This is a genomic window from Edaphobacter modestus (assembly GCF_004217555.1).
In the GTDB taxonomy this organism is placed as follows: domain Bacteria; phylum Acidobacteriota; class Terriglobia; order Terriglobales; family Acidobacteriaceae; genus Edaphobacter; species Edaphobacter modestus.
Genome location: NZ_SHKW01000001.1, coordinates 4126057 through 4149559 on the forward strand (window position 1 = coordinate 4126057; position 23503 = coordinate 4149559).

The 23503-nt window shown below is 57.7% G+C and carries 16 protein-coding genes; 8 read left to right on the forward strand and 8 right to left on the reverse strand.

Annotated elements, in window-relative coordinates; genetic code table 11:
* The first annotated feature begins 121 nt into the window (after positions 1-121).
* The 3 genes from BDD14_RS17555 to BDD14_RS17565 all read left to right on the forward strand — a co-directional run bounded on the left by BDD14_RS17555 (position 122) and on the right by BDD14_RS17565 (position 1327).
* Positions 122-550: a hypothetical protein gene (locus BDD14_RS17555; RefSeq protein WP_130419934.1), complete on the forward strand. Its 429-nt coding sequence runs from the start codon at positions 122-124 to the stop codon at positions 548-550.
* A gap of 200 nt (positions 551-750) precedes the next feature.
* Positions 751-1056, forward strand: a complete 306-nt coding sequence (locus BDD14_RS17560) for a DUF3303 family protein (RefSeq protein WP_130419935.1) — start codon at positions 751-753, stop codon at positions 1054-1056.
* 40 nt (positions 1057-1096) lie between these two features.
* Positions 1097-1327: a hypothetical protein gene (locus tag BDD14_RS17565; protein WP_130419936.1), complete on the forward strand. Its 231-nt coding sequence runs from the start codon at positions 1097-1099 to the stop codon at positions 1325-1327.
* Positions 1328-1367: 40 nt separating this feature from the next.
* Here BDD14_RS17565 and BDD14_RS17570 read toward each other — a convergent pair whose 3' ends face one another.
* The 4 genes from BDD14_RS17570 to BDD14_RS17585 form a co-directional block, all read right to left on the reverse strand.
* Positions 1368-1835: a hypothetical protein gene (locus BDD14_RS17570; RefSeq protein WP_130419937.1), complete on the reverse strand. Its 468-nt coding sequence runs from the start codon at positions 1833-1835 to the stop codon at positions 1368-1370.
* Between the two features lie 294 nt (positions 1836-2129).
* A complete protein-coding gene (locus tag BDD14_RS17575) occupies positions 2130-3482 on the reverse strand; it encodes a histidine-type phosphatase (RefSeq protein ID WP_130419938.1) in 1353 nt (450 codons plus the stop codon).
* Between the two features lie 68 nt (positions 3483-3550).
* The gene (locus BDD14_RS17580) at positions 3551-4621 is read right to left on the reverse strand and encodes a hypothetical protein (protein WP_130419939.1); all 1071 of its coding nucleotides are present in this window, start codon (positions 4619-4621) and stop codon (positions 3551-3553) included.
* Between the two features lie 87 nt (positions 4622-4708).
* Positions 4709-7936, reverse strand: coding sequence for a TonB-dependent receptor (locus BDD14_RS17585; protein ID WP_130419940.1), 3228 nt, complete (start codon positions 7934-7936; stop codon positions 4709-4711).
* A gap of 461 nt (positions 7937-8397) precedes the next feature.
* Here BDD14_RS17585 and BDD14_RS17590 point away from each other — a divergent pair, with 461 nt between their 5' ends.
* Both BDD14_RS17590 and BDD14_RS17595 read left to right on the forward strand, forming a co-directional pair.
* The gene (locus BDD14_RS17590) at positions 8398-9645 is read left to right on the forward strand and encodes a hypothetical protein (RefSeq protein WP_130419941.1); all 1248 of its coding nucleotides are present in this window, start codon (positions 8398-8400) and stop codon (positions 9643-9645) included.
* Positions 9646-10091: 446 nt separating this feature from the next.
* Positions 10092-10649 (forward strand): sugar O-acetyltransferase, encoded by a 558-nt coding sequence (locus BDD14_RS17595; RefSeq protein ID WP_130419942.1) that lies wholly within the window; start codon positions 10092-10094, stop codon positions 10647-10649.
* A gap of 23 nt (positions 10650-10672) precedes the next feature.
* Here BDD14_RS17595 and BDD14_RS17600 read toward each other — a convergent pair whose 3' ends face one another.
* Positions 10673-11539 carry a CPBP family intramembrane glutamic endopeptidase gene (locus BDD14_RS17600; RefSeq protein WP_130419943.1) on the reverse strand — a complete coding sequence of 289 codons (867 nt, stop codon included), beginning with the start codon at positions 11537-11539 and terminating at the stop codon, positions 10673-10675.
* 461 nt (positions 11540-12000) lie between these two features.
* Here BDD14_RS17600 and BDD14_RS17605 point away from each other — a divergent pair, with 461 nt between their 5' ends.
* Positions 12001-13809: a YecA family protein gene (locus BDD14_RS17605; protein ID WP_165420124.1), complete on the forward strand. Its 1809-nt coding sequence runs from the start codon at positions 12001-12003 to the stop codon at positions 13807-13809.
* Positions 13810-13822: 13 nt separating this feature from the next.
* Here the strand turns inward: BDD14_RS17605 and glmS are convergent, their stop codons facing one another.
* Entirely contained in the window at positions 13823-15865 is a 2043-nt protein-coding gene (glmS, locus tag BDD14_RS17615; RefSeq protein WP_242618257.1) for a glutamine--fructose-6-phosphate transaminase (isomerizing), read from the reverse strand.
* A 99-nt stretch (positions 15866-15964) separates the two neighbouring features.
* Between glmS and BDD14_RS17620 the strand changes: the two genes are divergently transcribed.
* Entirely contained in the window at positions 15965-16792 is an 828-nt protein-coding gene (locus tag BDD14_RS17620; protein WP_242618031.1) for a glycosyltransferase family 2 protein, read from the forward strand.
* 348 nt (positions 16793-17140) lie between these two features.
* Positions 17141-19654 (forward strand): arylsulfatase, encoded by a 2514-nt coding sequence (locus tag BDD14_RS17625; RefSeq protein WP_207231763.1) that lies wholly within the window; start codon positions 17141-17143, stop codon positions 19652-19654.
* Between the two features lie 140 nt (positions 19655-19794).
* Here the strand turns inward: BDD14_RS17625 and BDD14_RS17630 are convergent, their stop codons facing one another.
* The gene (locus tag BDD14_RS17630; RefSeq protein WP_130419945.1) at positions 19795-22203 is read right to left on the reverse strand and encodes a phosphoketolase family protein; all 2409 of its coding nucleotides are present in this window, start codon (positions 22201-22203) and stop codon (positions 19795-19797) included.
* Between the two features lie 68 nt (positions 22204-22271).
* A complete protein-coding gene (locus BDD14_RS17635) occupies positions 22272-23480 on the reverse strand; it encodes an acetate/propionate family kinase (RefSeq protein WP_130419946.1) in 1209 nt (402 codons plus the stop codon).
* Positions 23481-23503 lie beyond the last annotated feature (23 nt).

Here is a 23503-nt window from a genome sequence, read left to right on the forward strand (position 1 = left end):
GGGGCACCCGATTTCAGATGGGGGTTACCCCATCCAGTGAATGTTCATTTGTCGGACATTGTGAATTGCGAGTATCTTCATTCGGGGCCCCCGCAAAATCCTATTGTGCGAGGACAAAACCATGAAAAATCTCCTGAAGATGCTGGGCGCAAGTGGATTCTTATGCCTGTTACTTACCGTGCCTGGCGCTGCGCAGCTTGCCAACGGTATGGACTTTTCAACGGACTTTTCCTTCTCGGTGGGAGCTACCAAACTGCCTGCCGGCGCTTACACGATCACCCAATCTGACCAGACGCAGGGCGTCCTGAAGGTCGCGGATGCAACTGGAAAGCATAGCGCGATGGTGGAGTTTACACCGATGCAGGCAGAGACTCCACATACCAGCTCCGACGTGACCTTCCGCCGATATGGGAAGGATGAGTATCTGGACACGGTACTGGTGGGAGGACAGACATACGGGATGAAGATTGAACGGAGTAAAGCAGAACAAAAGGCTGCTGGCGATCAAAAACCTGAGGTGCACAAGGTCTCGGCGAAATCGAAGAGCTAGCGATTCGTTGCGAGGAGATGACCCGACCCCATTCATGGGGTGAGACCGCATGGATGGGGCACTCGAGTATGGGTGGGATTTTTGTGTATGGGCCACCCGCCCCTTTGAATTTCGTTGACTGGTTGAGTTACGGGCGTAGGTTTGGCGTCCTCCCGACAGGCCACTTTGTGTGATCCGCCTATTGGAGGCAGGAGGTTTCCATGCGCATGATTGTGTACGTTTCGTTTCCGGTCGAGCCGTTCAATGAGGCGGTCAGGGACGGTTCGGCTGGAGCCAAGATGAAGAAGATTCTCGATCAATTGAAGCCGGAGGCCGCGTACTTCACGGACCGGCATGGGCAGCGGAGTGGGGTGCTGATTGTCGACCTGGCGGACGCGTCGAAGATCCCGGCGCTGGCCGAGCCATGGTTTCTCACGTTCCATGCCGCGGTGGAGGTGCATCCGGTGATGCTGCCCCAGGATCTTGCGGCTGCGGGACTGGAAGGACTGGGCAAGGACTGGGGATAGCAGAGGCATAAAATCGAAGAATCATCGAACGGGAGGCTATATGGCTCTCAGTTTTGCCGCAGATATCCGCCCTCTCTTCCGGTTTGAGGACGTTGAATGTATGGGACCCATTGGGATTGCTCTTGATGATCCCGCGTGGATGTGTGTCCCCGCCAACGCGCAAAGTGTGTACGGTGCGGTTGCCGATGGCTCGATGCCTCCGGGCGAACCGTGGCCGGCAGATCGTGTGGCGCTCTTCAAGAAGTGGATGGATGCGGGTTGTCCTGCGTAGGCAGGTTGTTCGGCTGGGGAGATGTGGGTTGGTCATTCGATTACTGGCCGTGGAACTCGAATCCCATCGCGTGGATCACTACTCTTCCCGTTAGCACGAAGAGCAAGAAGAGCAGCGCGCCGCCTCCGACGTAGGAGGCGGACAGTTTGGCCTGAACAAAATTCGGGTCGTCGGTCTTGATGGAGCGGTATTTCAGCCACCAGCGAATTGTCATGACGGGGATGGCGATCTCGAGGAACGCAAAACCTACGATTCCGACAAGACTGAGGAACGGGAAGAATCTCGAGATGAAGAAAGTCAATGCACATCCGGCCATGATCTTCAGGTAGCTGGCGTCACTGCAGGCCTGACTGATCTTTGCGGTTTTCTCTGCCGCTTGCTGAGCGGCTGCGGGATCGATGGGAGCGGAACAGAAGGTGCATTGCTGCATTGAGGTGTTGATGGTCTCGTTGCAGTTGGGGCAAGGGAATACCTGGACCGCTGAGGAAAGACGGAAGTCCTCGGCCATGCTTCTTTCACCTCTTGGATTAGTTGGGAAAGATTAGCATGAGCGGATTCGCGCTTTGCGCGAATGCCCACCTTACCGACAGATACACTCAAATGAAGTTCCTAACAGGCTCCAGGATCCTCGGGGGATTCAAAGATAGTCGAATCCTGCAGCGCCGCGATTATGTCTTACCTGCTGGAAGATCCCCATCTTCTGAAACTTGTTACCCTCTATGGACGTGAGAAAGCTGAGTCTTGCTCAGTAATATCCCGGTTAGCTCGTAGACGTGAGGGTCACGAGCATCTGCGTTTCTCTTCATTGAGCATTCCTCTTGTTATCTGGACCCGATTCAGTACCGGGTTCAATGAAGTTCTTGTCTATGGCGGACGTGATCGCTTGGCTAAAATCCTCGATAGAACATGCGTAGGTCGGAGCCGGACCGCTACATCCCGGTACAAAGATGGGGGAGATCGAAGGCGCATTTTGCGCGGTGAGGGGTTGCAGGTAGCGCATCTGATCCAGAGTCTGACTGATGTAGAGTACCTGGACACTGTTCCTGCCTGTGCTGCGGCTTCTGTGAACCTCAAACACCAGGCCGCTTCCCGGCGGCGTTGCATTAAATGTCTGATCCTGGAGCAGCCAGTCCAAGCGCAGCAGACCGCCAAGCCAGCTGAGGTTGCCGTCGTGCGCATCCAGCAGGACGAAGTGATCGGTCGGAGTGCCAAGGTCGCCCGGCGTCAACTTATCCGAGGCTGAAGCATCCACCGTGGCGCGGATGCGGTCGGCGAGGTTGGACTCGACCACCTGCGTGGAGTACGGCGTGCGTAGCATGAAGTCGTGGTAGCGCGTGTTCATCTCCATCAACTGATCGAGGTCGGCACGGGTGATGCGGCCCCATCCGACCTGTTCCATCGGCATGCCTTCCGTGTACTCGAGAAGGAAGTGTTCAGCGAAGTCCGCACCCAGGGTGACGGGGTTTTCTTCGCGCGCATTGCGCGGCATGGCTTTGCCGTCTTTCACCTGCACAGTGCGGAAGTCTGGCTTGCTCGTGTCGCAGTCCGCACCACCAGTGCAGTCGTGCATCACGTGATACATCATGGCCATCGGCACGGCGAAGGCATGGACGTACCAGTCGGGATTGTTCGCCATGCGGCCATCTGTCGCGTCTGTCATCCTCTGCTTGTCGACCGTTGCACCGGTGGCTCCGGAGAAGAGCCGGTTGCGCCGACCGGCCGGTGCCTGATGCACCTGGATAGTGCAGTCGGGCGCCAATCCGTCGAGCATGGCCTTAGCAGAAGCGATGGTGCGCTGTGTGGTATTGGCCTCAACGTAGATGCCGCGCTGGTCGCACGGTGTTCCTTTCAGCAAGGAGGCATAGCGTGTCCGATACCACTCGCCCAAAAGGTTGAGTGCCTTCGTGCCGTGTGGTGTCAACACTCCCTCTGCCACGGGCCACGAGGGCCACGGCTGCGCGTTGTATGAGCTGGCACGGATCTCACTCTCGATGGGAGCTCGCACACCGTGGCGGACGAGAAGGATGACGCTGCGCAGTTCATCGTCAGTTGATGCATCAGTCTGCGCAACTGCATGTTCTGAAGCGCATGCGCAAGCTGCAACCAGCAGGATGGACGTGATGCGGCGGATGAACTTGGCAGTGGATCTCTTCATTTCTGGAAGCCCCTTCGCGGGAGTCTACAGGCAGGGCAGCAGACCTTCGACTGCCCTGCCTTGATTGTTTATTTTGCGGAGAAGCTCGTCGCCGATGGTCGCAGCGACTCCGAGTTCTGTTGCAGCAATGGTGCCAGTACCTCGTACTGATCGGTTGCGATGAAGTTCACACCCGCGGCGATGGCGCCTTTCATGCGCAACATCGCTGCATCGAGTGAGCCGAAGTTATAGCCCTGTCCCCAGCCGTTCTTCTCCACTGGTTCGGTTGGATCGAAGCCGTCGATGGTATAGAAACGAATCCAGTAGCCGAGTGCGTGCGCGTGGTCGGCCAGCGCGCGCAGGCGTGCCTGGTCTGCAGGTGCCCAGTCAGCTGCCTTGTGCTGACCACCTTCTTCCACGGCTGCCCATGAGTTATTGGACCAGCGACGGTAGTTGGTTGCGGGCTCCGTCAGCATCTGCTCCGGTGCGGCGGTCGCCTCCCAGTGCATGCGCTCGGTGGCTGTTTGACCTGCGGGTGCATGCGTGGTGTGGGCCGACCCGAAGAGCAGGAGCTTGCCGCCAACCGGCACGGCATCGTTGAAGACCTTTGCCTGCTCGTTCGAATCTTCCGTGATCGCGAGGATGGGCTTGCGATCGATGGGTGAGAGATTATGCGGATTGTCCGTCTGCATCGCAGTGGAGAGCCACGGCTGATACTCGTTCAACAGGTCCCAGACGGCATGCAGAAGCGCAGGCTGGTTGTCCTTGAAGTCGAAGTGGAGCACAACAAGGGGCCAGGTGTTCTGCTTGTTTTCCTTGATGGCCTTCTCGATAGTCGGCCGCACCTGCTCAAAAAAATATTCTCGCAGCGTCGGTTCCTGACCGGTGGGATGTGGCGTGTGAGAGACGAGGACGCGGCCTTTGCCTGTCGCGGGATCGACATACCACGCCAGGTCCTGCTCGATGGACACTGGATAGCCGGAAGATAGCGCACGGTACACGCGGTCGTTCCAATGGCCCTGATAGGGATAGCAATTGTGCGCATCCAGCAGGGGACGGTTGCCGTTGAGAAAGTTCAGGTCGGCCTTTTGTGCGTGCGCGATGCCAACAGTGGCGCTTAGAAGAAGTGAGGCGAGGTGGAGGACACTCTTACGAGTCATGCGAAGCTCCGGGTGACAGGCGATCTGGCGATAATGCCGTTGCGCACGCCGCGTGAGGTCGCGGCGTGCGCAACGGGCTTTCTTTGATTAGAACGATAGCCGAAGGGCGAACTGCATAATGCGGGGGTCGCCAGCGAGCGAAGTAATGGTGCCAACGCTGCTGGAGGTAAGCGATGCGCTGGGTTGCGCAAACAGAGTGGAGTTTGTCAGGTTGAAGACTTCCCAGCGGAACTGCAGCTTTGTACGCTCGGTGATGCCGAAGTCGCGCGTTAATCCGAAATCGAAGACACTGGTGTGCGGTCCGCGAAGCGTGTTGAGACCGTTGTTGCCGGAGGCTACACCCGCTTGCGGGAAAGCGTAGGCATCCGCCGTACCTGGCGACAGTGCCTGGCAGTTCTTATTGGCAGAGTAATAGAACCAGCACTTTACGTTGCCCACGATCTTCGGCGTTCCGACAAGATTGGGAAGTGCGGTGCCGTTGCCGTTGATGTCAATCGCGGTGTTGTAGTTGCCGCCAAGCGATACGGTAAACGGCAGACCGGTCGAATAACTGTAGACACCCGACGTACGCCATCCGCCCAATAGCGCCGATCCGATGCCATTGTTGATCAGCGCCTTGCCTCGTCCGAAGGGCAGTTCGTACACGTAGGACGCCACAAAGTGGTTGGGGACGTCGGACCCGCTAAGCGCGTCGACGAAGGTGGTGGTGTAGCTGGTCGAAGTTGCCTTGGAGTGCGTGTACGCGACCTGCAGCGTCAATCCGTGCGTGGAACGCCGCTGCAAGCCGACCTCAAGACCTGAGTAGTGTCCCATGCCGACTGCGTGCGAGAACTCCAGATAACCGAAGTTCGGGTAAGGCTGGATCTTGGTATTGGGCAAATACTGGTTCAGGTCGTTGATAACGTCCAGGCTGCTCGACCGCGTTCCGACGTAGTCGGCGGTCAGTACCATTTGGCCGGGCAGTTCGCGCTGAAAACCGACGCTCCATGCCTGCGTCGTAGGCGTAGGTGAGTCGTACTGCATTGCATGAATATGCGTTAGCGAGTAGTTCACATTATTGGGGTCCAGCAGGCCATTTGGGAAGCCGTTCTTCAGTAGAAAGGCTGGATTGTTACCGCTGGCGTTGAGTGTTGAAGAAAGCAGGAACGGCGGGTTCAGTGCGAGCTGGTCCTCACTGCCAGCGCGCTTGAAGAGAAGGTAGTAGAGACCATAGCCACCACGCAGGACCGTCTTATCTCCCAGAGCGTAGGAGAGGCCCACGCGAGGAGCAAAGTTGGTGGTGTTCACTTGAACCACCGAGCGGTCCTCAATGGAACCGGCCTTTGCGCTGATGAGCGATCCGCTGCCGGCCGGGTTGAAGTTTGCGAGCTGATTCTTCGCAGAGTAGGGCGGAGTGGCGAAGTCGTACCGCAGGCCGAGATTCGCGGTCAGCCGTCGCGTGATCTTCCAGTCGTCCTGCACGAAGCCCGATGTCATCCAGAGGCGCTGGTCGACGAAGTAGACGTTTGACAACGAGCCCTGGAAGACATATCCAGTGAGGCCGTCAGCATAGGGATTTCCGGTAAAGCTGCCGTTGAAAGTGAGACCGCCGTTCGATCCGGACTCGTCCTTATAGAGGTTGCGCATAGGCAGACGGATGTCGACGCCGGCGCGGATGAAATGGGCTCCGTGCGTGATGGAGAGCGTATCGGTGTATTGCCACTGCTGTGGCACCTGCTGCTTCGGAAGGAAGCCGGGTGACCCGATGAACGTGAGACCGGTGTACTGAGTCAGGCCGATGCCACCCTGTGTCGCCGGATTGTCCGGCACACCGGGAATATAGTCCGAGTTATTGTTCAAGCCGAAGGGTTGCTGCTGGTCCGCGGCGAAGTTGCGTACAAATCCGAGCCGGAAGTCATTCGTCATGCGCGGGCTCAGGATATGGGTCCAACCCAGTACGGCGGCCCACGCCTTCAGTGTGGAGTTACCCCAGGAGGATGTGCTGCTGCCGTCTGCGATGCCACCGAAGTACCCGGGCACATCGCGCTGACGGCTGGACGAGGTGTAACGCGCGAAGAAGAGGTTGTTGCTGTTCGGGTCGTAGTCCACGCGCGCGTCGTAACTCTTGTTGTCGTCCAGCAGCGAACCCGTGCGCGCATAGTTATTCACCGTGCCGGGCAGGTTTGCGTTTGGGAAGGCGTTGAGGATCTTCTGACCATAGAGATCGATGAGATTGGAAGGCACTTTATTGTCAGGGAAGGGAATCCCCGTGACGGGATCTTTGATCGTCGCATACGTAACCCCGTTAGCTGCGGCTGCCGCTGGGCTGAAGTCGCCGGCGCGTTCGTTCGCCAGCGGCACGGTGGAGAGTCGCGTGATGCCCTGGCGAATGCGCGTGCCCTCGTAGTTGAAGAAGCCGAAGAGCTTGCCACGAATGATGGGGCCGCCGAAGTTGCCGCCAAACTGGTTCTGGATCTCCTTGGGCTTCGCCAGGCCGGATTGGTTGGAGAAGTAGTCATTGGCATCGAAGACGCGGTTTCGCAGGTATTCAAAGAGCAGGCCGTGGAACTGATCGGTACCGCCCTTGGTTGTCACGTCGATGACGGCACCAGGGCTACGTCCGTAGGCGGCAGTGTAAGCGTTGCTGATGAGTTTGAATTCGCCGATCACATCGACGGACGGGCGTGCGGCAGAGGCGGACAGTTCCTGTAGGTTCTCCGAGAAGGTGTTGTTATCGATGCCGTCGAGGATGTAATTGTTCTGCTCGTTGCCGATGCCGTGGATGACGAAGAGGCCGGTAGAACCGGAGGTGCTGCTGCCGCTCTGCTGGGTGAAGCGCTGCGCCTGCACGCCGGGAACCAGGCGGATGAGGTCGTCCCAGTTGCGCTGGAAGAGCGGCGTGCCCTGAATGGTCTGGTTGTCGATCACGGTGCCTATCGAGGCGTCGTCACGCTGCAATTCTGAGGTTTGCGTGGTCACATCCACCTGTGCAGCCGTGCCCGCCACTAGCAGGTGAAAGTCGAGGCGAGCATTCTCAGACGGGTCGAGCGCTGTGGTTGTAGATTGATTCTGGAATCCAGGAGCTGCAACCGTGATGCGGTACCTCCCCACGGGCAGGCCAACAAAGGTGTAGTAGCCCGCCGCGTCGGTGCGCGTAGTACGGGAGACGCGTGTCTCCTCGTTGATCTCCGTCACCTGCAGCGAAGGAACGATCGCACCTGTGGGATCGGTCACCAACCCCGAAAGAGAAGCGACGCCTGCCTGAGCCATGGCTTTCACGGGCACGATGAGGCAGCACAGAATCAAGATGTGGAGTGGAAGCCGGGCTCGGAACATTCAGTGTCACCTATGGAAAGTCAGCATTGACGCAGCCCGAAGGTCCGGCATGAGACCGGCAGCACAAAGGAACATTGCGTGTGACCTCACCTTAGGCGTATCCGTAAACGCGATGAAAGTGTTTACCCGGGCGGTATGGGCGCCACACATGGATTGCGCGGGCACAACCCTTTGATTCCGGATCGCTTCGGTAGACATGAAACTTCGGTAAATACCGCTCGTTGCCGTGTCGTATCAGACGTTTTGGGGCGCGTGTATCCACGTCCTTCACACGTCCGCCACGCAGCGCAGTAACCTCAGGTTCATGGTCCCGTTACACGTGATCGATATATTTGGCGCATGCGAGATGTCGGGGAACATTTGGTGTGAGTCAGGGTTCTCTCGACATGGAACAGGAGGAAGCAGCTCCAAGCGCTCCCGTGGCTTTCGATCTCATGGATTGTCATGAGTCCATCCAAAGGATGAGTCAGAGTAGGCACTTCAGGAAGGCGCCGCTTCTTACATCCTTTCTATTGCACGTGTGCGAACGCTCTCTTGCCGCACCCGGCGATCGGATCACCGAGTATGAGATTGGTGTGCAGGTCTTCCGCCGCTCGAAGAGCTTCGATCCGCGGCAGGACAACATCGTTCGATCCTATGCACGCCAGTTGCGAAAGCGGCTTGAGGAGTATTACAGCACGGACGGCTCCAGCGAGACCCTCCGAATCCTTCTTCCCAAGGGGGGATACACTCCGGTCTTCGAAAAGCACTGGCCGCAGCAGCTGACGCCGCAATTGGAGGCTCTGGAAGATACGCAGTTTACCGCAAGTGAGACGCCCATTCCGGCCTCACTGGATCGCGGGAACAAATCGGCCTGGCTTCTCTGGAGCGGGCCGTTGGCTCTGTTCTGCTCCCTGCTGATCTTCGCCACAACCTGGCGCATGCTGCACACCCGGCAACAACAGACCGCGAATACGGTGAGCCCGCTACACTCGCTCTGGTCGCAGATCTTCTCTGACAGGCGAGATACTTTCGTCATTCCCAGCGACATCGGCTTCGTCATTATGCAGCAAGCCAATCGCCGGACATTCACGCTCGCGGAGTACCTGGGATGGCAAGCGGCCAACCATGCACCCGATAACCTGGCCATGTCCTACCTGAAGGATCAGAGTTACACGAGCATACTGAATCTCAATTTTGTGTCGCAGCTGCAACGACTTCCTGAGGCATCTTCCGAACGCTTCCTCATCCGCGCGACGAGAGCGTTGCGCCTGGAAGATCTGCAAGAGAGCAACGCGGTACTCCTTGGATCGAATCTCAGTAATCCGTGGGCGGAGCTCTTCGCCCCTCAGCTCAACTTCCATTTTGTGAACCACCCTGAGAGCGACAGCTACTGGGTCAGCAATGGTGCTCCGGCGCCAGGCGAGCGTTCTGTCTACGGAGATCCCACAAAAAGCTATCGGCACCAGACCTATGGTGTCATTGCCTTTCTGCCGAACCTCAGCAACAACGGTCACGTTCTGCTCATTCAAGGGCTGGATGCTGCTGGCACGCAAGCGGCGGTGGATCTTCTCCTTGAAGACACAGAGTCGATGAACGTGCTCCTGGCTCAGGCCGCTGGGCCAGACGGCGCAATAAAGAGCTTTGAAGTGCTAGTGGAAGCCACAAGCATCGGCTTCGATTCACGCGCTGTGAACTGTCATATCTTAGCGAAACGAATCTATCACTGACTTTGCGCGCTGAAACTTACCCATGCAGTCGGCTACCATCCTGATCCCGTTAGGTGGATCAGTAACGGAACGTCGGCTTGTAGCCAGGTTTCCACTCTCGTGAAGGGTGATGGCCTACCCCCGGGTGCGTGTTCCTGCAAGCTCCCTATTATGTGCAACTTCTATGTTTTCAACAGGCTAAAGTATTGAAGATAAATAGTTTAATGCCAAAAATATTGAAAACAAAGGGGTTGTTCTCAGGATTTCAGCGGGAGTGGCGTTGATTCCCGAGCTATTTCAAGTGTAGCTGATGGAAGGTAACTGATCGGCAACCTGGATCTGTTTTGGAATCATGGAGATGCGTTGTTTTTGGACTTGACAGGATTTTTGTGGGGTGCCCCCCGAATCTCGGTGCCGCCCTCGTGCGCCGAAACGCACTTTAAACTGTAGCCCGAGGAAGATAACGAATGCCGAATGATGATCGCACCAAGATCATTTACAGCAGGACGCCGGAATCAGCGGCCATGGTGGCAAACGTCAAACGAGCGATGGCGATCACCGCCACACTTAACCGTTTGACATTCAACGATGCGGACGAAGTTCGGGCACTGTTCAGCGAACTTATCGGTAAAAAGGTAGACGAGAGCTTTTTACTGATCCCTCCCTTTTTTACTGCCGGTGGAGACGAGATCCGCGTCGGGCGCAATGTCTTCGTCAATCAGAACTGCACTTTCTATGACCTTGGCGGCCTCGACATCGGGGACGATGTGATGATCGGGCCGAACGTGAGCCTCATCACGGCGGGCCATCCCCTTGAACCTTCAGAGCGACGCGCCGCCACAATCGGAAGGCCCATCGTGATTGAGAGAGGCGTATGGATCGCAGCGGGTGCGACCATCATCGGTGGCGTAACCGTAGGTGAGAACTCGGTCGTCGCGGCGGGTTCGGTCGTCACCAAGGACGTTCCCCCAAATACCCTTGTCGGAGGAAATCCGGCGAGAGTGATTCGTTCGATTGGCGATTGAGGGCGTCAGATGGGGGCCACTCGTCATGCGGCTGTCGTGGTTTCCAACTCGTGGCGTCTCCGCCAGAAATAGATGGCGAAGACGGTTACTACGAGCGGCAGTACGAGGCCGAACTCATCGATGAACCAAGGGGTTTTTCCGGTATCGCGGGTTAGCGGAGTGAAGATCCTCTGGATATAGAGGTTGTGGCTCGCATGCAAGATTGCGCCCGTCCAAAGGCTGCCGGACTTGAGCCGCATCCAGGCAAAGATGAAGGAGAGCGACATGACCATTACCGAAAAACAGATCAGAGCATACCAGGTTGGCGTTCCGGAGTTATAGTCGGCCCAGATGAGAACGGGGTAATGAATCAAGGTCCATACCACGCCGCTGAACAGCGCTGCACCGGTGAAACCTATCTTCTTGTAGAGCTCTGGAAGCAGGAAGCCACGCCAGCCGATCTCCTCACCCAAAGCACGTGACATGATTCCAATGATGCCCAGACTACCGGTGAGCAGAACGTAAATGACTGTAGAGATCAGGGGAGAGGCATGGAGGCCCATGGTTGCAACAAGCTGTTGCATGAAGTCGAGGTTGGGAAATCCGCCCATACCGCTGGACCAGATGATGGCGTAAGCGATGGTCACGTAGATCAACGGGATGCTCCAGCTCATGAAGGCATATTTTGATTGTGGCCATCTCCAGCCCAATTCGCATAGCTTGCGCCCGCTGAGCTTAAGCGTCGCCATTGCCGCCAAGCCTGAACACCACGTGATGCCCATGACATAGAGGCCTTCGGCCCCTCGGAGTTTATGAGAACTGAGAATGAGAAAGTTGAAGATCGCACTGAGCGCGGTGAGGAGCAGCAAAAAGATGATGATCTGCCGCCAAGATCCTTTGGACTCTGACATGGGAACTACAATCCTTTGAAGTTTGTTGCCTTGAGTAGCGGACAACTAACAGCTTAAATATAAGCGGGATGTCGAAACCCGGTTCCTTCTCGAAAACCCCGCGTAGATGGTGAGGGAGTGGGAGCGGCGGGTCTTCTCGATGACTTGTACGAGGGTGTTTTTGGAGTCGGGGTTTTGGAGGAAGGGAAGACGGCGGTAGCAGCTGAAGGTGATGAAGTGGAGTTGGCCGGTTTGTTGGCGGCGTTCGGGGCCGTGGGGCATGGTGGGATTTTAAACTGGTGGGTTGCGGAAGGCGGTTCGAGCTTCGCTCGAATGCCCACTCATGCGATGATGCCGCATGAATGGGGCACCCGTTATGGGTTGGATTTGATGTGTAGGCCACCCGTCTTGCGGTCCGAACATGAGGTATCCGAGTTCAGATGTGGGCCACCCGCCCAATGTCTCAGATATCCTGCTGTTTAATGCGAAAGATTGGCCGCAATGAAATATGCACCTGTGACAGCGGAAAGAAATACAAACTCTGTTGTCGAGGCGCGCATACAATTTTGGATCTATTTACAGCGAATCTTCTGTCGAAGATAAAACGGCTTCAAAACGAAATTGTTCAAGCTCAAAATGAATCCAACGAAAAGATATCTGAATCTACAAAAAAATATATTGATATCGAACCCGATCGATCAGTGGATGAAAGGTGCGCTTCTATTGAGAAATACGCTCAATGGCTAGAGCTACAGATTCGAGACTCCCTATCTCGCCACTCTCCCATATTTTGGATGTGCCTCGACCGTCGGTTTCCCCCTGGCATACTTCATCCAGCGGACGCTACCCGACACTACGCAATGTCGAATCTCACGAACCTTACAAAGACCTCTTTATTCCATAAGTACGGGAGCACCACGCTTGAGGTTTTCTCAACCCAAACGGATGGCAGTTTTGATTTTGAGGTCAGCGATCGAGACATAGTCGAAATCTTCGGTTCCTTAGTGCCCTTCTTTTGGGAACTGACCTTTTTGCCAAATGAATATAGAAGAGTTGCAAAAGGCGGTGTCGTCACGGCAGGAAGCAAAATAGGCTTTACAGCGTTGCTTGATCCGGACATGGAGCGGCTGGTTAAACTCTACGACCGCAGAAGACAAGGAAGCCACCTTGCCTATACCTCAATGGGAGGACTGGGAGGTTTTGGCTATAGCTATCTAGCATTCCCCATGAGCATCAAGGACGATCCTTTGGTAACAATAGGGTCGATGCCAACCAATGGGGAAACACCTCACAACATCCTCAACATGGGCAGAGTAGACGCGCCGAGCTTCCGACTAGTGGAGATTTTCTTGAAGGGGCTTGACTTGCTGACCCCTTTTGAGAAGCGATTCATTGAGATTGCAGGCATTACCTTCGCTGAGCTCCGAGTCTGTCTTCTCGCACAAAAGAAATACATTTTGGATCAGTGGTCTCCGCATGCAGAATACACATTGGTTTGCCGGGGGGTAAGATTTGCAGAAGAAAGCACAATTAAGCGCCATCTAAACCGTTGCTACACGGAAGTTGCTGCCACTCACGGCATTTCTTCTGACGGCTGTGAGCAAGTTGTGGATAAGTACCTGAAGCTCTTAGAAGGGAATCCGCGAGAGTACGATGTCTTCCTCCGTCGGAATTTTTGTTCATTTACGAAAGGACGAATATGCTCGCTGGATCTTAGCATTGCCCACTTGAGTTTTATCGAAGCCTTAGTTGATATCGAACTAGACGATGATATGAAGAATATTAAGGGCGTCCAGTTTGAAAAATATGTAGCTCAGTGCATAGCCCAGGAGGTAAAAGGTATTTCATTTCCGATCAAACCGGGGCTTAAACTAAAAATCAAGGGGGAGAATAATCCTTTTGCAGAAGTAGATATCTATGCGCAGGTAGATAACGCCCTATTTTTAATAGAGTGCAAAGCTTACTCGATCACGAGGGATTATCTAAAGGGGTCCCCGAAAGCTGTTTGGAATCGCTGGCAGCTAATGATCGATTGGCTGGCCAAATCAGATTCGCGAGCGCGCAAAATCGCAAATGCGAAAGAAGGATCGAACTTTAAAATTCCTTCTGATGTGCGCTATATCATTCCTGTAGTATGCAGCGCTTTCAGCGAATTCTTCTGGAGCGAAGATGATCCCCTTTATCTAAAAACTGGTTCGGTTCCGAGGGTCTGCAATCTCGGAGAGCTGTGTTCCGTCCTCAACGATTCGCTTTCTGACCTCAAGCAGAAAAGTTTTGCCATAGAGATCTAGTTGTATGCAACTGCTATTCGACCGTCACGCTCTTCGCTAAATTCCTCGGTTGGTCTACGTCGCAGCCTCTTCTTACGGCTATGTGGTAGGCGAGGAGTTGTAGCGGGACTACTTCCAGGATGGGTAGGAGTAGTTCGGGGGCCTGGGGGATGTAGATGGTGTGTTCGACCAGGTTCTGGATCTCATGATCGCCCTGGATGGCGATGGCGATGACTCGGCCGCTGCGGGCGGTGACCTCTTGAATATTAGATAGGGTCTTTTCGTACTTGAGGACGCTGGCGGGGTCGTTGGGGTCCTTGGTGGCGATGCAGACTACAGGCAGCGACTCGTCGATGAGGGCGTTGGGGCCGTGCTTCATCTCGCCGGCAGGGTAGCCTTCGGCGTGGATGTAGGAGATCTCCTTAAGCTTGAGGGCGCCTTCGAGGGCGATGGGGTAGTGGATGCCTCGGCCAAGGAAGAGGAAGTCGTTGGCGTTGTGGAAGAGTTTGGCGAGGTGCTGGCAGTGCTCGTCGAGGGAGATGCGGGGGCGCTTGCGGCGCTCGACGAAGAGTGGCGGGAGGGTGTTGTCGGGAGGGGGGAGCGGGGAAGGCCCGGCGACGCCCTCGGACATTCCGGTGATGGTGGAGGATTTGAGGGAGAGCATGGACTCGAGCTTGCCGGGGAGCCTGGAGAGCTCGGTGGCGAGGTGGAGGGACTGCTCGGGGGTGATGGTTCCGCGGACCTGCGCGAGGTGGAGCGCGAGGAGGAAGAGGGCGGTGAGCTGGGAGGTGAAGGCCTTGGTGGAGGCGACGCCGATCTCGGGGCCGGCGTTGGTGGTGATGGTTCCGGAGGCCCGGCGGGTGATGGCGGCGCCGACGACGTTGCAGATGGCGAGGGTCTTGGAGCCTTTGGCGATGAGCTCGGTCTGGGCGGCGATGGTGTCGGCGGTCTCGCCGGACTGGGTGATGAGGAGGCCGATGGCGTGGGGGTCGGCGATGGGGTCGCGGTAACGGTACTCGGAGGCGTAGTCGACGTCGACGGGGAGGCGGGCGAGGCGCTCGATCATGAACTTACCGGCGAGGCCGGCGTGCCAGGAGGTGCCGCAGGCGGCGATGGTGATCTGGGAGGCCTGGCGGATGTCGTCGGGGGTGAGGTCGAGGTTGTCGAGGAAGACCTGGCCGGTGTCGAAGGAGACGCGGCCGAGGGTGGTGTCGCGGACGGCGCGGGACTGCTCGTTGATCTCCTTGAGCATGAAGTGCTTGTAGCCGGCTTTTTCGGCCTGGATGGGGTCCCAGGTGATGCGCTGGACTTTGAGGGGGAGGGGGTTGCCGTTGAAGTCGGAGAGGGTGACGCCTTCGCGGGTGAGGACGGCGATCTCGCCGTCGGCGAGGAAGTGGATGTTGCGGGTGTGGTGGAGGATTCCGGGGACGTCGGAGGCGAGGAAGAACTCGCCTTCTCCGATGCCGATGACGGCGGGAGGACCCATGCGGGCGGCGACGAGCTTGTCGGGGTCGTTGGCGGAGAGGACGCCGATGGCGAAGGCTCCGGTGAGGCGTTTGACGGCCTCGCGGACGGCTTCTTCGAGTGCTGGCCGCACGGGTGATGGGCCTTCGGCGTGGGTGTCCTGGGTCAGCTCTTCAAGCTCTTTGAGCTCCTGCTCGATGAGGTGGGCGATGATCTCGGTGTCGGTCTCGGTGACGAAGGTGTGGCCCTTGGCGGTGAGCTCTTTTTTGAGGGCGAGGTAGTTTTCGACGATGCCGTTGTGGACGACGACGAGGGAGCCGGTGCAGTCGCGGTGGGGGTGGGCGTTCTCTTCGGTGGGGCGGCCGTGGGTGGCCCACCGGGTGTGGCCGATGCCGAAGGTTCCGTGAAGGGGGTTGTCGGCGATGACGGTCTCGAGGTTGCGGAGCTTGCCGGGGGCACGGCGGAGCTCGAGTACGCCGTTGCCGTTGAGGCTGGGGCCACCGGCGACGGCGATGCCGGCGGAGTCATAGCCGCGGTACTCGAGACGGCGCAGGCCTTCGAGGATGACAGGCACGACGGGTTTTGGACCGATGTAACCAACGATTCCGCACATGCGATGAGTGTAGATGGAGACAGGGGATTTTGTATGTGGGGAAATTGGGACTTTTGGGTTAGCCATCGGGGATAGGTTGCTGCGAAAGAGGATGGTCTAATGAAGGGGATGATCTCAGTCCTCATCCTTACCAAAAATGAGCAGAGCGACCTGCCGGAGTGTCTGGAGTCGGTGGCGTGGTCGGACGATGTGCACGTCTTCGATTCGTATTCGACCGATGAGACGGTGGCGATTGCGCGGGCAGCCGGGGCGCAGGTGCATCAGAGAGTGTTCGACAACTACGCAACCCATCGGAATGCGGCGATGACCGAGGTGAAGTTCAAGCATCCGTGGTTGTTTCTGCTGGACGCGGACGAGAGGCCGACGCCGGAGCTCTCGCGGGAGATGCAGGAAGTCGTTCTGGGCGTGGGTGAAGAGGTCTCGGGGTTCCGTCTGCGGCGCAGGGATTTCTTCTTCGGGACATGGCTGAAGCATGCGCAGATCTCTCCGTTCTATACACGGCTGGTGCGGCCGGAGAGGTCGCGATATACGCGGGCGATCAACGAGGTGATCGAGGTAGAGGGGCGGGTTGCGGAGCTGGGGTATCCGCTGGACCACTACCCGTTTTCGAAAGGGATTGCGCATTGGGTTGCGAAGCATAATACGTATTCGACGATGGAGGCGGAGCTGATCTACCGGCAGCAGGGGCTGCAACAGCCGTCGTGGACGACCGCATTGAGAGATCCGGATTTCCATACGCGCAGGCTGCACCAGAAGGCGTTGTTTTATCGGATGCCGGCGCGTCCACTGATCAAATGGGCGTACATGATGTTCCTGCGAGGTGCTGTTCTCGACGGCGCGGCAGGGTTGGCCTATGCGACGCTGCAGTCGTTCTATGAGTACATGATCGTGCTGAAGACGAGAGAGCTGGAGCGCGGCGGGGCTTAGGTTGTTTGGAGAGAGGAATTGCGGTTCGCGCTTTCGCGCGAATGCCCACTCATGCGATGAGGCCGCTCTTATTGAGCGATCACAAGGGGCGTTTGTCATTACTCATCGAATCGGTGCCCTATTCCAAGGTGAAGACCTGAGCTGGATGAGTGTATTGCCTGATATCACCAACTGAGAGCCAACTTCCGCATACCCTCTGACTCGGGCGCAATCCGGTAGTGCAGAAAGTTTCCGTGGACACTAAGCGTTTTACCAGTGCAGTGGTTGGCACGGTGCTTATAGACTGTGCGCGGTGGCTGGGCCCGGTGAAAGCAGCGTTCGTGTAAGGAACGAAAGCGAGGAATCACGATGGGCGAGAGAGGCATACGCTCCAGTCGCAACGGAAGACCAACGAATCTGAAACCAACCTGCTGGTGGCGAATCGGAGTCCGGGCCAACTCGTTGGTTTGGGCGTTGATGTTCGCATCGCTCACCCTTTCGAGCGCTGGAGGCCAGGATGGCGCTCCTGCGCGCGTGGTGGGGCCGACCGATCGCACGGTGTTGCCGATACCGGAACCGCAGTACCCGCACAGCACCGTCTTCGATGCGCGGAATGCCACACCTCCGCCCCGGTTCGAGGTCAAGGCGCCAGACAAGGCGCCCAATGTCCTCATCGTGTTGATCGACGACATGGGCTTTGGTCAATCGAGCGCCTTTGGCGGTCCCATCCACATGCCGACGGTGGAGGGTCTCGCAAACAACGGCCTCCGCTATAACGAGTTTCACACCACGGCACTCTGCTCGCCGAGCCGGTCGGCGCTGTTGTCGGGCCGCAATCACCATATGAACAACTTTGGTTCGATCGCGGAGACGGCGACGTCCTTTCCCGGCCAGACCGGCCAGCGTCCCAACAGCGTGGCGACCATCGCGGAGATGTTGCGGCTGAACGGGTATAGCACTGCCCAATTCGGCAAAAATCATGAGACTGCGCCGTGGGAGGTCAGTCCGTCCGGAGCGACTGATCGCTGGCCGACACGCCAGGGCTTCGACAAGTTTTACGGCTTCATGGGCGGCGAGACCAACCAGTGGGCTCCACTGATCTACGACGGAATGACGCAGGTCGAACCGTCGCACGAGCCCAATTACAACTTCATGACCGACATGACCGACAAGGCCATCGCCTGGATGGGGTACGAGAAATCGCTGACCCCGGACAAACCGTTTTTTATCTACTTCGCGCCTGGCGCCACTCATGCGCCGCACCACGTACCGAAAGAGTGGATCGCGAAGTACAAGGGCAAGTTTGACCAGGGCTGGGACAAGGTGCGAGAAGAGACACTGGCCCGTCAGATCAAACTAGGGGTTGTGCCGGAGGGCACAAAGCTTGCACCCAAGCCCGAGGCGATCAAGGATTGGGATACGCTGAGCGCGGATGAGAAGAAGCTCTTTGCCCGCCAGATGGAAGTGTTCGCCGGCTTCGGCGAGTATGCCGATACCGAGACTGGCCGTCTGGTCCAGGCGATCAAAGATGCAGGCGAACTCGACAACACGCTGATCTTCTACATCGTCGGTGACAACGGAGCCAGCGCTGAAGGCGGCATGGTGGGCCTCTACAACGAGATGACCTACTTCAACGGCCAACATGAAACCGTTCAGGAGATTCTGAAGCATTACGACGAGCTAGGCGGCCCAACGACCTATCCGCACTACGCCGCAGGCTGGGCGGTCGCGGGAGACACGCCCTTTGAGTGGACGAAGCAGGTTGCTTCAAGTTATGGGGGAACGCGCAATGGCATGGTGGTCCACTGGCCAAAGGGGATCACTGCGAAGAATGAAGTACGATCGCAGTGGCACCACGTCATCGATGTTGCGCCAACCATCCTGGAAGCAGCTGGTCTGCCCGAGCCGAAGAGCGTAAACGGTACGGTGCAGACACCCATCGAAGGCGTGAGCATGGTCTATACCTTCGCGGATGCCAAGGCTGCGAGTAAGCATACGACCCAGTACTTTGAGATCTTCGGCAACCGGGCGATCTACCAGAACGGGTGGCTTGCCGGCACGGTCCATCGGGCAGCCTGGGAGTTCACGCCGCGGCGCAAGCTCGAGGATGACGTGTGGGAGTTGTACGACGCGCAGAACGATTTCAGCCTGACGAATGACCTGGCGGCGAAGAATCCGGAAAAGCTCAAGGAGATGCAGGCGCTGTTCCTGTCGGAAGCGGTGAAGTACTCTGTATTACCGCTCGATGATCGGACCCTTGAACGGCTCAACGCTGCCTTGGTAGGGCGCCCTGATTTGATGGCGGGACGCACTTCACTAACGGTTCATCAGGGGATGACCGGGATATCGGAGAATGCCTTCATCAACGTGAAGAACCGGTCGCACACGATAACCGCGGACGTGGAGATCCCTAAGGGCGGTGCCAACGGTGTGATCCTCGCGCAGGCAGGCCGCTTTGGTGGCTGGAGCCTTTACCTGAAGGATGGCAGGCCGACGTACACCTATAACTGGCTGGGCTTGAAGCAGTACACTATGGCCTCCAAGCAGGCTTTGCCCGCGGGGAAGGCGACGGTCCGCTTCGAGTTTGCCTATGAAGGTGGCGGCGCCGGGAAGGGCGGTACAGGGACGATCTTTGTCAACGGCAAGAACGTTGCTACTGGCAAGATCGATCAAACCCAATGCTGCGTCTTCTCGGCGGACGAGGGCGCCGACGTGGGAGAGGATGAGGGCACGCCTGTCACCGAGGCCTACCAGGTGCCGTTCAAGTTCACCGGAAAGATCGACAAGGTTACGATCGACCTGAAGGAGACGACACCAGCCGTTGCAGATGAGGCGGGCAAATCCCGTAGTGTGGCCACTCTGAAGAAAGCGATGTCTGACTAAGGCCGGATGGTTGGCCCTCAAGCAGATGTTTGGGCTGCCAGGAAGTGTGTCGCTTAACTTCGTTGGAACGAAAATATGCGGGCAAAGTAAAACCTCTGCGGATGGATGGGATTCCGCAGAGGTTGAGAGATTTTATATAGCTAGACGGGCCACTTCCAGTCCGTGATCTCCTTGCGATCGATTCCGTTTTCGTGGGCGTAGTTGACGCTCTCGATGATCTGGTCCTTGAGCCACTCCTTGAGATGCGCGGCTGAGGCTTGCAGTTTGGGGACGCGGTCGACGACGTCGATGGCAATGTCGAAGCGGTCGATCTGGTTAAGGATCGCGAGCTCGAGCGGGGTGTTGATGTTGCCCTGCTCCTTGTAGCCGCGGACGTGGATGTTGTCGTGATTCTTCCGCTTGTAGGTGAATTTGTGGATGAGCGAGGCGTACGCGTGGAAGTTGAAGATGACGGGCTTGTCGAGAGTGAAGAGTGAGTCGAACTCGCGCTCGGAGAGTCCGTGAGGATGTTCGCTTGCGGGCATGAGGCGGAAGAGATCGACGACGTTGATGAAACGAATCTTAAGGTCGGTGCAGTGCTCGCGCAGGATGGCGGTCGCGGCGAGGGCTTCGGCGGTGGGAATATCGCCAGCGCTGGCGATCACGACGTCAGGTTCGGAGCCGGCGTCGGTCGAGGCGAAGTCCCAGATGCCGATGCCCTTGGTGCAGTGCTTGATGGCGTCGTCCATGCTGAGGTACTGCAGGTGCGGAGCCTTGTCGGCGACGATCACATTGACATAGTTGGTGCTGCGCAGGCAGTGGTCGGCCACGCTAAGCAGGCAGTTGGCGTCGGGCGGAAGGTAGATGCGGGTGACGTGCGGGCTTTTGTTGGAGACGACGTCGATGAAGCCGGGGTCCTGGTGGGTGAAGCCGTTGTGGTCCTGCCGCCAAACGAGCGAAGTGATGAGGAAGTTGATGGAGGAGATGGGGGCGCGCCAGCGGAGCTCGAGCTTGCTCTTTTCGAGCCACTTGGCGTGCTGGTTGAACATGGAGTCGATGATGTGGACGAAGGCCTCGTAGCTGGAGAGGAAGCCGTGGCGTCCTGTGAGGACGTAGCCTTCGAACCAGCCTTCGAGGGTGTGCTCGCTGAGCATCTCCATGACGCGGCCGTCGGGCGCGATGTCGGTTCCGTCGGCGTCTTCGGGGAGGATCTTCGCCATCCAGGTCTTGGGGCTTGCTTCGTAGACGACCTGAAGACGGTTGGAGGCGGTCTCGTCGGGACCGAAGACACGGAAGCTGGTCATGTTCTGACGCATGATGTCGCGAAGGAAGCCGCCAAGCGTGTAGGTGGAGGAGACCTCGACCTGTCCGGGCTGCTTGACGTCGATGGCATATTTGCGGAAGTCCGGCATGTCGAGGGGCTTGCGGAGGAGGCCGCCGTTTGCGTGGGGATTGCCGCTGATACGCCGCGTGCCTTTGGGAGCGAGCTCGCGCAGCTCTTCGAGGAGACGGCCGCTCTCGTCGAAGAGCTCGTCGGGCTTGTAGCTCTTCATCCAGGCTTCGAGCTGCTTGAGGTGCTTAGGGCTGGTCTTGGGGTCGAGGATGGGAATCTGGTGGGCGCGCCAGAAGCCTTCGACCTTGTGGCCGTCGACCTCCTTCGGACCGGTCCAGCCTTTGGGAGTTCGCAGAACGATCATGGGCCAGCGTGGCCGCTCGGGCGATTTTGATTTGCTGCTGCGGGCCTTGGACTGGATGGCGCGGATCTCGATGATGCAGCGCTCGGTGACGTCGGCCATGATCTGATGCATGACTGCGGGATCGTCGCCTTCGACGAAGTAGGGGGTCCAGCCGTAGCCGACGAAGAGCGCCTCGAGCTCTTCGTGGGAGATGCGGGCGAGGATGGTGGGGTTGGCGATCTTGTAGCCGTTGAGATGCAGGATGGGAAGAACGGCTCCGTCGCGTACGGGGTCGAGAAACTTGTTCGAGTGCCAGCTGGTGGCGAGAGGGCCAGTCTCCGCTTCGCCATCGCCGACCATGACGGTGACGATGAGATCGGGATTGTCGAAGGCAGCTCCGAAGCCGTGAGAGAGGCTGTAGCCTAGCTCGCCGCCTTCGTGAATGGAGCCTGGAGTCTCCGGCGTGCAGTGGCTGCCGATGCCGCCGGGGAAGGAGAACTGCTTGAAGAACTTCTGCATCCCGGCTTCGTCTTCGCTCTTGTCGGGATAGACCTCGGAGTAGACGCCTTCGAGATAGCAGTTGGAGAGAACCGCGGGCGCACCGTGGCCGGGACCGGAGAGATAGATGAGGTCGAGGTCGTACTTCTTGATGAGACGATTGAGATGAACCCAGGTGAAGGTTTGTCCGGGATCGGAACCCCAGTGGCCGAGCAGACGATTTTTGATGTGCTCGGGCTTAAGAGGCTCGCGGAGAAGTGGGTTGTTTACCAGATAAAGCATGCCGGCGCAGAGATAGTTGCAGGCTCGCCAATAGGCATCCATCTTGCGCAGCTCATCGTTGCTGAGGGCCCCTGTGCTTGGCTTCTTTCCTGTTTGAGAGCGTGCTACCGGCATAGAAATCTCCTTGGTGACTCGGTTAGCTCAACTTCGATGAACCCGTCTGGCGGAAGCGACACAGATGCTCAATGGTTGACGAGCATACGCTGGAGATGGATAGCGATCATCCAATCCTCTTTGGCTGGCATGACGAGAATCTCGGTTTTAGATTCAGATGCGGAGATCAGCTGAATGGGACCTTCTCCCTCGTTCTTTTCAGCGACATTTAACTTTTCCTCCATGTGGATGCCAAGCGGCTGGAGGTGGGCGAGGATTTCGGAACGGGATTGGGTGTCATGCTCCCCGATGCCGCCGGTGAAGACAATTGCGTCCAGTCCGCCCATAAGCCAGCTGAAACTTCCGATGGCCTTGCGAACACTGCGCGTGAAGACGGCGATGGCAAGTTGCGCTGATACATTTCCTTCCGCGGCGGCCTTCCGGGTGGAGCGCATATCGTTGGGAAGCCCGGAGAGCGCGGCAATGCCGGAGTCGTGATTGAGGAGCTGCTCGACGGCGTCGAAGGACTGGTTGCGATCGCCCGTCTGCTGACGGAGCAGGTAGAGGACGAGGCCAGGGTCCAGATCGCCAGGGCGTGTTCCCATGACAACTCCTCCCGTGGGAGTGAGGCCCATTGTGGTATCGATGGAGCGACCGTCCATGAGGGCTGTGACGCTGCATCCGCTGCCGAGGTGAGCGATGGCCATGCGAGGGGGAATCGCAGCGCCGGCGTCCCGCATCTGCTCGACGATGGATTCGCAGCTGAGTCCGTGAGCGCCGTAGCGGCGGACACCCTGTTCGCGATATCGGGATGGGATGGGATAGGCGGTGGCGACCTCGGGCATGGTCTGGTGAAAGATGGTGTCGAAGCAGGCGAAGTGAGGGATGCTCGGAAAGCGCGCCATGGTTTGGCGGATGATCCTGATGGCGGATGGATCGTGAAGGGGCGCGAAGAGGACAGCTTCGTCAAGGTCGTGCAGCACCTGGTCGTCGATGCGGACGTGGCTGTGCAGCTTCGCGCCTGGATGCACGACGCGATAGCCTACGGCATCGATGGCGGGAACGCTGGGTGACGAGATGGCTTCGACGACTTTGCCGATGGCCTTTACCGGGTCTTCGGCTTTGATGCCTGCTGGTTTCTGCTTGTTTTTGCTTACGTCGTTGAAGGCGAAGGTGGCGTGGCCGGAGCCGATGCCGGAGACCTCGCCTTCAAAGAGAGACTGCGGCGAAGGTTCGCCGGTGGCGAAGACGGAGAACTTGATGGAGGACGATCCGCTGTTGATGACGAGCAGGTGCAAGTTGCCTCCCGATTTTTCCAGGC

What these genes read in the sequence shown, in the direction of transcription:
- BDD14_RS17555 (WP_130419934.1), top strand. Translation starts at nt 122, where the DNA reads ATGAAAAATCTCCTGAAGATGCTGGGCGCAAGTGGATTCTTATGCCTG.
- BDD14_RS17560 (WP_130419935.1), top strand. Translation starts at nt 751, where the DNA reads ATGCGCATGATTGTGTACGTTTCGTTTCCGGTCGAGCCGTTCAATGAG.
- BDD14_RS17565 (WP_130419936.1), top strand. Translation starts at nt 1,097, where the DNA reads ATGGCTCTCAGTTTTGCCGCAGATATCCGCCCTCTCTTCCGGTTTGAG.
- BDD14_RS17570 (WP_130419937.1), bottom strand. Translation starts at nt 1,835, where the DNA reads ATGGCCGAGGACTTCCGTCTTTCCTCAGCGGTCCAGGTATTCCCTTGC.
- BDD14_RS17575 (WP_130419938.1), bottom strand. Translation starts at nt 3,482, where the DNA reads ATGAAGAGATCCACTGCCAAGTTCATCCGCCGCATCACGTCCATCCTG.
- BDD14_RS17580 (WP_130419939.1), bottom strand. Translation starts at nt 4,621, where the DNA reads ATGACTCGTAAGAGTGTCCTCCACCTCGCCTCACTTCTTCTAAGCGCC.
- BDD14_RS17585 (WP_130419940.1), bottom strand. Translation starts at nt 7,936, where the DNA reads ATGTTCCGAGCCCGGCTTCCACTCCACATCTTGATTCTGTGCTGCCTC.
- BDD14_RS17590 (WP_130419941.1), top strand. Translation starts at nt 8,398, where the DNA reads ATGAGTCAGAGTAGGCACTTCAGGAAGGCGCCGCTTCTTACATCCTTT.
- BDD14_RS17595 (WP_130419942.1), top strand. Translation starts at nt 10,092, where the DNA reads ATGCCGAATGATGATCGCACCAAGATCATTTACAGCAGGACGCCGGAA.
- BDD14_RS17600 (WP_130419943.1), bottom strand. Translation starts at nt 11,539, where the DNA reads ATGTCAGAGTCCAAAGGATCTTGGCGGCAGATCATCATCTTTTTGCTG.
- BDD14_RS17605 (WP_165420124.1), top strand. Translation starts at nt 12,001, where the DNA reads ATGCGAAAGATTGGCCGCAATGAAATATGCACCTGTGACAGCGGAAAG.
- glmS (WP_242618257.1), bottom strand. Translation starts at nt 15,865, where the DNA reads ATGTGCGGAATCGTTGGTTACATCGGTCCAAAACCCGTCGTGCCTGTC.
- BDD14_RS17620 (WP_242618031.1), top strand. Translation starts at nt 15,965, where the DNA reads ATGAAGGGGATGATCTCAGTCCTCATCCTTACCAAAAATGAGCAGAGC.
- BDD14_RS17625 (WP_207231763.1), top strand. Translation starts at nt 17,141, where the DNA reads ATGGGCGAGAGAGGCATACGCTCCAGTCGCAACGGAAGACCAACGAAT.
- BDD14_RS17630 (WP_130419945.1), bottom strand. Translation starts at nt 22,203, where the DNA reads ATGCCGGTAGCACGCTCTCAAACAGGAAAGAAGCCAAGCACAGGGGCC.